This window comes from Photobacterium proteolyticum, from assembly GCF_001939735.1.
GTDB classification, from domain to species: domain Bacteria; phylum Pseudomonadota; class Gammaproteobacteria; order Enterobacterales; family Vibrionaceae; genus Photobacterium; species Photobacterium proteolyticum.
Map to the genome: position 1 here is coordinate 1 of NZ_MJIL01000073.1, position 8,119 is coordinate 8,119.

The window sequence follows — 8,119 nt, forward strand, 5'->3', positions numbered from 1 at the left end:
AAACCAAGAGTTAACACCGGAAGCGCGTATGGTAGCTGGCGGGTTCCAAGAGCTGATGCTGTGGCTCAGCATTTTTGCCCTAGCGATTTCGGTACTGATTGGTGTGATCATTGAGCGCAGTTTTCAGTCCTCTTTGGGCGGCGAACCTTTCGAAGCTGAACAAGCCATCAAGGCGATGGCACAGGGCGATCTGACATACAAAGATCAGCAGCGTCCACTCGGCAGCATCCTGCACTCCCTAACAGACATGTGCGCCAAGCTCATACAAATTGTCCGCAATATTATTACCGCATCTAAAAACCTCTCCTTGCAGGTAAATGAAGTTTCAGTAGGCTCATCTCAAGTACTGGAAGCCGCTCATCAGCAAGCGACTCTAACCCAAGAGACCGCGCACAAACTGGATGACATGCGCCACAGCATCGATCAAGTCTCTCAAATTGCCAGCCTCACAGAAAACAACTCGGCAATGACTGCAGAGAATGCCGTTCAAGGCCGTGAACTAGTCTCGATTGCCGCTCAGGAAANAGTCGAGCAAATTAAGCAGTTAGAGTCTCGAACTAAAGAAATCGGTGGCATTATTAATGTTATTAGCGGCATATCAGAACAAACCAACCTGCTTGCCCTAAATGCTGCCATTGAAGCTGCCCGTGCTGGCGAGTCGGGACGCGGTTTTGCCGTTGTTGCCGATGAAGTGCGCCAACTGGCCCAGAGGACGAACGAAGCAACCTCGCAAATTGAATCTATGATTGCCGAAGTTCAATCGGAAACGGCTGCCAGTGTCACGGCGATGGAGACCACCCAGCCACAAGTCGAAAACGGTAAACAACAAACCACCAAAGCAACAGATCTACTTGCCAGTATCGAACAACAAGCTTCAGATTCATTGACCAGTATCCGAGAAGTTGCCAAAGCAACTGCAGAGCAAGTGAGTGTGGTCAGTGATATCGCTGATGCAATGGATCAAGTCTCGACAATGTCGACAGACTCGATCGCCTCTATGCAAAGCAATGAGAAAGCAGTCAACTCTTTGAATCAGCTTGCCACTGAGCTAAAAGAAGAAGTCAGTTACTTCAAGGTTGATTAAGCATTTTAAGCGAACAGATTTAATCTGAGCTGATAACAACTCGAAAATCCCAGCCAAGCACAATTGGCTGGGATTTTTTATTTATATTGGCTCAAAATCGGTCTGCTAGGTGATATCCGCCTCATGAACCTCACATTCAATTTAGCTGATACCACACTTTTTACTGTTGTTTTTACTCAAGTGGAGACAACGTTTCTCCTACTAAACTGCTCCCCCACCTACAAGCTTTTTTGCCAGTTAATAATGTCCCATATAAAACATCACATGGTAAAGCTCTATTATTTTTGTTGCCAGAGCAACAAAAATTAAATACACTCCCGCTTACCAATTTTTGTTGTATGGGCAGCAATATATGAAAGACATGATTTATAAATACGCTATTTATGCTGTACTTGCTGTGACGGTCGGGTTTTCCGCTTTTCTAGTGAGTTCAGATAACGTTTCACCATTCACAACACAAGCCACCCTTCATAAAACAATTGCTTACATCGCGCCCGAAGTCTCTGGTGTGATTACTTCCGTCAATGTAGAGAATGGCCAGCATGTAAATGCGGGTGATCTTCTCTTCAGTATTGATAAGCACACTTATGAACTTGCCGTACGCCAGGCAGAAGCCGAGCTTCATCAGGCTCAGGAAGCCAACTCTGCCAAATGGCAGGAGCTGCAGTCTTCGAATCAGGCCCTGGCCCAGCGTAACGTGGAATGGCATAACGCAAATATCAAATATACCCGCTATCAGAAGCTACTGAGCAAAGGTCTGATCACTCAGCAAGACTTTGATGACGCTCGCATGAATGCCCGTGTTGCCAAGAGCGCCGTAGAAGTTGCCAATGCCGACATACTGCGCATTAAAGCCGAGCTGTCTAACGACAAGAAAAATGCGGCGATCGAATTGGCCGAAGCCAAACTGGCGACAGCAAAACTCGACCTTTCCCGCACCGATGTTGTCGCCTTAACTGCCGGCACGATCAGTAACTTACAGCTACAGTCGGGCACTTATATCAGTAAAGGCAGTGTCTCTTTATTTCTCGTTAACGAAGCAAGCAGCTGGCTAAGCGCAGACTTCAACGAAAAAGGCATGTCCCACTTACAAGCCGGGGCCCATGTCTGGATCGCGTTCGATGCACTTCCCGGCCATGTGTTCGAAGGGACAGTGATCAACCATGATAGGGCTATTTTTGATGCCTCCAACCCGACAAACCAACTATCCACCGTCACCAACGACACCCGATGGATCCGTGAGCAACAGAAAATTCGCACCCGCATTCACGTTGATAATGCAAACGCGGCCCTGATTGCAGGTTCACGCGCCAGTGTCATCGTAGAAAACGGCTGGGGTGTTATCGATGCTGTCGGTTACGCCTGGATCAAACTGGTTTCCTGGTTCCGTTACATTTACTAAGCAGTGGGTGCTGGCAATATGTTTATTAAAAATGCACACACCAACGAAACATTACGAGTCACCTTCACCATCACCCTGTGTATGCTGGCAGGGAAATTACTCCAGCTTGATTCACCGGTATATTTGGCGCTGTATCCGACCATTGTAATGACCAAGGGTAAGGATTATTCATGGCTGGGGCTGTTTAACACTTTTTTACCGACACTCCTGGCGGCGTCTTGTGCCCTGCTAGTGTCTGAAGTGTTTCACGATCACCCTTTTATCATTTGGACAATTAGCCTCATCTTTTTCGACTGGATGCGTCGCCGTGCCAATACCCCCGCGAAATTAGGCGCCATGCTGATGCCGACATTTAACTGGATATTGATCATTGTGTTTTCGCAACATACCGTCTCCGATATGCCGATGCGCATTCACGAAATCTTGATTTCAATGGCGGTCACCACTGTGGTCACAAAAGCCATGGTTTACCTTTTCCCCCAGGAAAAGAGAGGAAAGCCACCGGCATTTAAAGCCCAATCAGTGAGCTATCAGCATCGTTTCGTCTCCATGGGATTAATCGGAACCGGGGTGGCATTTCTCATGATGGTGGACTTAATCTCAGCCACCTTTTGTATGGTGCCTGTCATTGCAGCAGCGACCCAGTTTAGCCGGGATAAATTCCGGGAAGTCGTCGAGCGCCGGTTTATCACACAGGTAGGCGGGTGTGCGCTTGCTGTTGTTTTTGCCTTCGTCATGGCCGGTCACCAGAGCACCGTCGGTTTTTATGCCCTCGGACTGGGCTGCCTGGTCTTTCTACTCGCCAACTGGATGGCAACAGCGCAAGGACCATCTCGCGATATCCATGCCGATGCTTTATTAGCCACTATGCTGCCTATTCAACTGTATATGGGCAACACATCGTTAGGATTGGAAAGTACCTATCTGCGTGCATGGGAACTCACGGTAACTTTAGGTATATTGTTCATTCTTCATCAGTTAACACGATCACAAGGCAACTATGACCGAAAGCATCACCGCCATTCCTGAGTTGGATAGCAGTACCTCGTTTATGATGGGACTCGCGTATAAACAATTTCGCACGTTGGCCAATCAGGCACTGACGGCGGAGTTTGAGATCACATTAGAGATGTTGGGTGCGCTTCGTGTATTGGCCCACCTGGGTGAAGTGCCGCAACAGACATTAGCCGAGGCTTTACATCGCGAACGTTCTGTTATTAAGCGCCTGGTCGATAACTGCATTAAACGTGGCCTTATCGAAGCGCATAAAAGTGAAACCAACAAAAAAGCCCGGTATTTAGCGTTGACTGAAAAAGGGGCAACAGTCAAAGAAAAGGCCAACCAGTGTCTGCAACAAGTCATCGCGGCTTACTACTCGCCCTTAACCGCTGACGAACAGCAACTCCTGATGGGGTTGTGCAAAAAACTTATCCAGGATGACATTATTCTTGGCAGCGATTAATCTAAAAGCGTTTGTGGTATTTGGCGGTCATGGGAGTTGTTAACCGCCAATTTCCATTGAGGGTTACACAAACTTTATCATTTAATATGTCTCTCTCGCTTTAGAACAGTTATTTTTTACTTTAAATTGCCGCATCAATTCTCTTAACTCTTCAGCCAACTCAGCCAATTGCTGACCAGAACTTGAGGTTTGTTCTGCACCACCAAGTACATCTCTCCCTGATTGGCTAATGCTTACAATACTCTGGTTGATCTCTTCAGAAGCGACAGATTGCTGTTCACAAATAGTTGCGACTTCCATACTTTTACTATTTATAGCATCGACAGACTGATTTAGCATTTGCAGCGTTCCAGTGGCAATTGCTGCTTTTTCTGAACTCTCTTCTACCATCTTCCGACTAAGATCCATAACCTCTACAGCTGATGTGGCTCTATTTTGCAACTGTCCAATCAGTCTGTGGATCTGTGAAGTCGCGCCCTGAGTTCGCATTGCCAGAGAACGAACTTCTTCCGCGACAACTGCAAATCCCCTTCCCTGTTCCCCTGCCCGTGCAGCCTCAATAGCAGCATTCAGCGCCAAGAGGTTTGTCTGATCTGCTATTTCATTGATACTGGTAACGAAATCACCAATATTATTACTTTCCTGTTTTAGCTCGTTGATCTTGTCAGATGCATTCTGGACCTGGCTAACCAGCCCAGCTACAGTTTTTTGATTATCCGCGACGACCAGGCTTCCTTTGTGAACGTCTTCGCTAGCAGTCTTTGTTAGCTGGGATGTACTGGCGGCATTATCAGCAACTTGCTGAACAGTTGTAGACACTTCTGTCATCGCTGAGACGACATGCTCAGTATTTAGCTGTTGAGCATTCATAGAGTGAGTGGTCTGTTCTGTGGCAGCAGCCATATCTGCTGCAGAAGCAGCAATAAGATCAGAAGACTGTAGAATTTGCACAATGGTCAGTTCCAACTTTCTGGCCATGTGGTTCATGGCTTTTAACAATTGGCCGATTTCATCATTGGAATCAGCAGCAATATTAACTCGAAAGTCGCCATCGGCCATCTTATCGGACGCATCTACTGCATGTTTCAGAGGGCGGGTAATTGTAATGGTAAACCCGTACCCGCAAGCTGCACCAAAAAGAATAGCAATTAGCCCAATGGCAATCATACCGATGATCGCCGCATGTTCATGCTCTTCAACAATCAGTAGCGCATTCTTAGTCAACGCTTCTACATCGACAAGGAATAGCTCCAGATTATTGTTCATTTTCTCCTGATTAAACTCAAGAGCCGCAAGCCGATTAACAGCCTCATCATAGTTACCTAGTTCAACCTGATTTATTAAATCATCAACATATCGTTCATACTGTAAATATTGAGAACGTAACTGCTGCAAACTAACACTCAACGACTGTTCTTCTTCCTTTAATCGCTCTGACGTTGCATGCTTCGTAGCCTGTGCAAGCAGCTTTTCTGCTTCGTCTAGCTTATTATTAATCGTCAAGTTCATGGCTGAAAAATTGTGCCTGAACAATGTCAAGTTACCTTCTGTATCGACATCTTTTAGGCCCGCATTTCGTAGCGTCCGCTCAACTAAAATGGCAGACTCTAATTGCTGAATGGCTATAACGGTGGCTATATCCGTGAGGGGAATATCCTCAGAAGTGATACTTTTCAGCTCTTCTCCAATTTGCGACAGCTTGAGATATCCATATCCAGCAATACACATCATCAGCATTAGTAGAATGCCGACTAAAATCAGCATTTTATTCGCAATCCTTAGGTTTTTTATAAAATGCATAGAATCCTCAGTGAACAAATTACTTTTTATGTTATTTGGGGGCCTACTCCCTTTTACTTATTACTTCGCCAAGATAAAAAACTGTTTTTCCTGCCAACAATTATATAAAACCAAACACCTATAAAGCTTAATAAGTAAAGAGTAAAATCATGTTATTACTTCCCTAGAATAAAAGCTTACATAATTAAAACCGAACGATATATAGTATCTAATGACACAAATAATAATCATACATAAACAATTCTTATTAGTAAGGTCATAACACCCCTTCTCATTATTTATCATTTAACATGAAAAAAAAGTGAAAATAAAGAGTGTGATTATTTTCCCCACAATTAAATGTAGCCGTAAAACACAGTAAGTCTTCCAGGCGTTAGTAAATTTCAACCATGTAGCACGTAATTTAGGAAAATGTGTGTAACACGATGTATCTTACTCATTGATATCTAGAAATACTGTAAGAATAAAATGCACTGAAGAGGAAAATAAACCAGCTGAAGTTTGAGAGCATTGTTTATTCAAACAAGTGGAATTCATCAATAACAGCCCATGACTTTATTTTACGAAGCATTTACAAATATTTTCATATCATTACATAATTAAAGTTATTATTAATCGTATAACTTAAATTAATGTAACATAAAAATTAGGACTATAGTTTACTAACTCTAGCGCAGTGGCGAATGACGCTTCGGGAGGAAAGGATTTTGTTTTCGCAACATCAGATGGAACGGACAATGAAGGAGTCGCCTGAGTAAATATTGAAGGACCAGGGTACCCCCCCCGCATAAGGGGCATGTTCAACTTGTAAAATCAAAGTCATCTAACCCTTACGGTGTTTACCACCTTAGAGGAAACGTATGGGTATGGGAGTGGTGCGATGGCTACAAAGTTTTCTCTCGAGGAAAGCAAACTAAATATTTCTTTATGGACGAAAAAAATATCATTTAAAGATGCAAAAGGTAAGTATCTAAAAGGCTTAATTGGCATTTGTTTTTCCATTATTGAATTAAATATCATCTTGAGTTTTATTTTATTAAGTTCAAAAATTATACAAAGGTATTTCATGAAAACAATATCACTTTTTTCATTGGTTATGTCTATATTACTTTCTGTTGGCTGCACTTATACCAATCATGAAGGTATAAAAAACACATCAACTATCAAAACCCAACAGGAGCTAGAGAAACTTTGGTCTTTTGGTTTAACAAGCCGAAGAACGAACACCCCACTAGTTCGTTTAGGTGATGAACACAATGTTAACCCTGACATATTAGAGTATGGATATAATCTGGTAGTAGATAGTAAAATAAATGCCCTTCGTCCTAGTGCCAGACCTTTACATGGAGGAGAGAAATTAATTCGAACTTTAGAATATCAAGAAGATATTAACACCAGAGAATACGCAAGAATCGTAGGTTATATGGCACCAATTAGAGATGCAATTCTATATAACTTTGAGGCAACAACTAAGAGTAAGTGGCTTGACCTAACGAAAATTCTATCTGTTAACAATATTAAATCGGTTGATGCTTCCTCTTTAGCTCCCCGAAGTGTTTTATCTATCTCACAGGTTTACGATTATGTTAAATCAAACCCTAAAGAGGGTAGTCCTGTCATGCGTTTTCTAGAAGAAGCTGAATTAGAATTGAAATGCCTGGCATTTGTAGACTTTAATTTTACCAACCCCAAAGGGGAAAACCATTGTAACAAAATGAACATCCCAGTCGGCTCGGGACTTATTATACCTAAATGAAAAACTAATTTTCGATCATTATAGTAAAGGGAAAATGAATTAGCACAACCTGTCAGCTCTAGTCGAAACTGACAGGTTGATTCAATAACCGAATCACTGATACTAATCGTTATATTTCGGCATCAGCCGTTCGGCACTTTCGCTTTTATAGGTCAGGTACTGCGCCTCGAAATAGTCACTCAGAGCACCCATCGCTTGCTGGAAGTTTTCCTTGTTGTGGTCAGCCTTCCATTGGCCGGCTTTCTCTAATAGCGCTTCCTTCAGTTGCTACTCAGTAAAGCTTTTGAGTTGTTAATGTGGCCAGTCATCGTCAATAACGGAAACACAAGTAAATCCAACGACTTTAAGAATTAGGCCGAAGTTGCATATAAAAACCAAATGAAAATACCCCTAAATTGATTTTTTGCAAGATATGCTGACGCTTTTTGTGTTGACGAAAGGTTAAGTGTGACATTCTAGAGCGTTCAATAATATACAAAAATGAGTGCTAGCTAGTAACTAGCCCATCACAACATTTTCGTCTCAACACATAATATTAAATCCAGGGATTAACTTTGAATTTTCTATCGAATTTAAAAGTCAAAACTCGGTTGGCCATCGGTTTTGGTACTCTAC

The 8,119-nt window shown here is 43.0% G+C and carries 5 protein-coding genes and 1 pseudogene; 5 read left to right on the forward strand and 1 reads right to left on the reverse strand.

Annotated features, from left to right (window positions below):
• Positions 1-525: 525 nt before the first annotated feature.
• The 4 genes and pseudogenes from BIT28_RS29945 to BIT28_RS12945 all read left to right on the forward strand — a co-directional run.
• Positions 526-1,084, forward strand: a pseudogene (locus BIT28_RS29945) (methyl-accepting chemotaxis protein); the annotation flags it as partial.
• Positions 1,085-1,436: 352 nt separating this feature from the next.
• Entirely contained in the window at positions 1,437-2,486 is a 1,050-nt protein-coding gene (locus BIT28_RS12935; RefSeq protein ID WP_075764316.1) for an HlyD family secretion protein, read from the forward strand.
• Positions 2,487-2,504: 18 nt separating this feature from the next.
• On the forward strand, positions 2,505-3,515 hold the full coding sequence (locus BIT28_RS12940) for a DUF2955 domain-containing protein (RefSeq protein ID WP_075764318.1): 1,011 nt from the start codon (positions 2,505-2,507) through the stop codon (positions 3,513-3,515).
• Positions 3,487-3,948, forward strand: coding sequence for a MarR family winged helix-turn-helix transcriptional regulator (locus BIT28_RS12945; RefSeq protein ID WP_075764320.1), 462 nt, complete (start codon positions 3,487-3,489; stop codon positions 3,946-3,948). Before BIT28_RS12940 ends, BIT28_RS12945 begins: the two co-directional genes overlap by 29 nt.
• Positions 3,949-4,029: 81 nt before the next feature.
• Here BIT28_RS12945 and BIT28_RS29545 read toward each other — a convergent pair whose 3' ends face one another.
• Positions 4,030-5,712 (reverse strand): methyl-accepting chemotaxis protein, encoded by a 1,683-nt coding sequence (locus tag BIT28_RS29545; RefSeq protein ID WP_075764322.1) that lies wholly within the window; start codon positions 5,710-5,712, stop codon positions 4,030-4,032.
• A 916-nt stretch (positions 5,713-6,628) separates the two neighbouring features.
• Here BIT28_RS29545 and BIT28_RS12955 point away from each other — a divergent pair.
• A complete protein-coding gene (locus BIT28_RS12955; RefSeq protein ID WP_075764324.1) occupies positions 6,629-7,504 on the forward strand; it encodes a hypothetical protein in 876 nt (291 codons plus the stop codon).
• Positions 7,505-8,119 lie beyond the last annotated feature (615 nt).

Excerpts from the sequence above, each read along its gene's own strand:
- BIT28_RS29545 (WP_075764322.1), bottom strand. The coding sequence starts at position 5,712 with ATGCTGATTTTAGTCGGCATTCTACTAATGCTGATGATGTGTATTGCT.
- BIT28_RS12945 (WP_075764320.1), top strand. The coding sequence starts at position 3,487 with ATGACCGAAAGCATCACCGCCATTCCTGAGTTGGATAGCAGTACCTCG.
- BIT28_RS12935 (WP_075764316.1), top strand. The coding sequence starts at position 1,437 with ATGAAAGACATGATTTATAAATACGCTATTTATGCTGTACTTGCTGTG.
- BIT28_RS12955 (WP_075764324.1), top strand. The coding sequence starts at position 6,629 with ATGGCTACAAAGTTTTCTCTCGAGGAAAGCAAACTAAATATTTCTTTA.
- BIT28_RS12940 (WP_075764318.1), top strand. The coding sequence starts at position 2,505 with ATGTTTATTAAAAATGCACACACCAACGAAACATTACGAGTCACCTTC.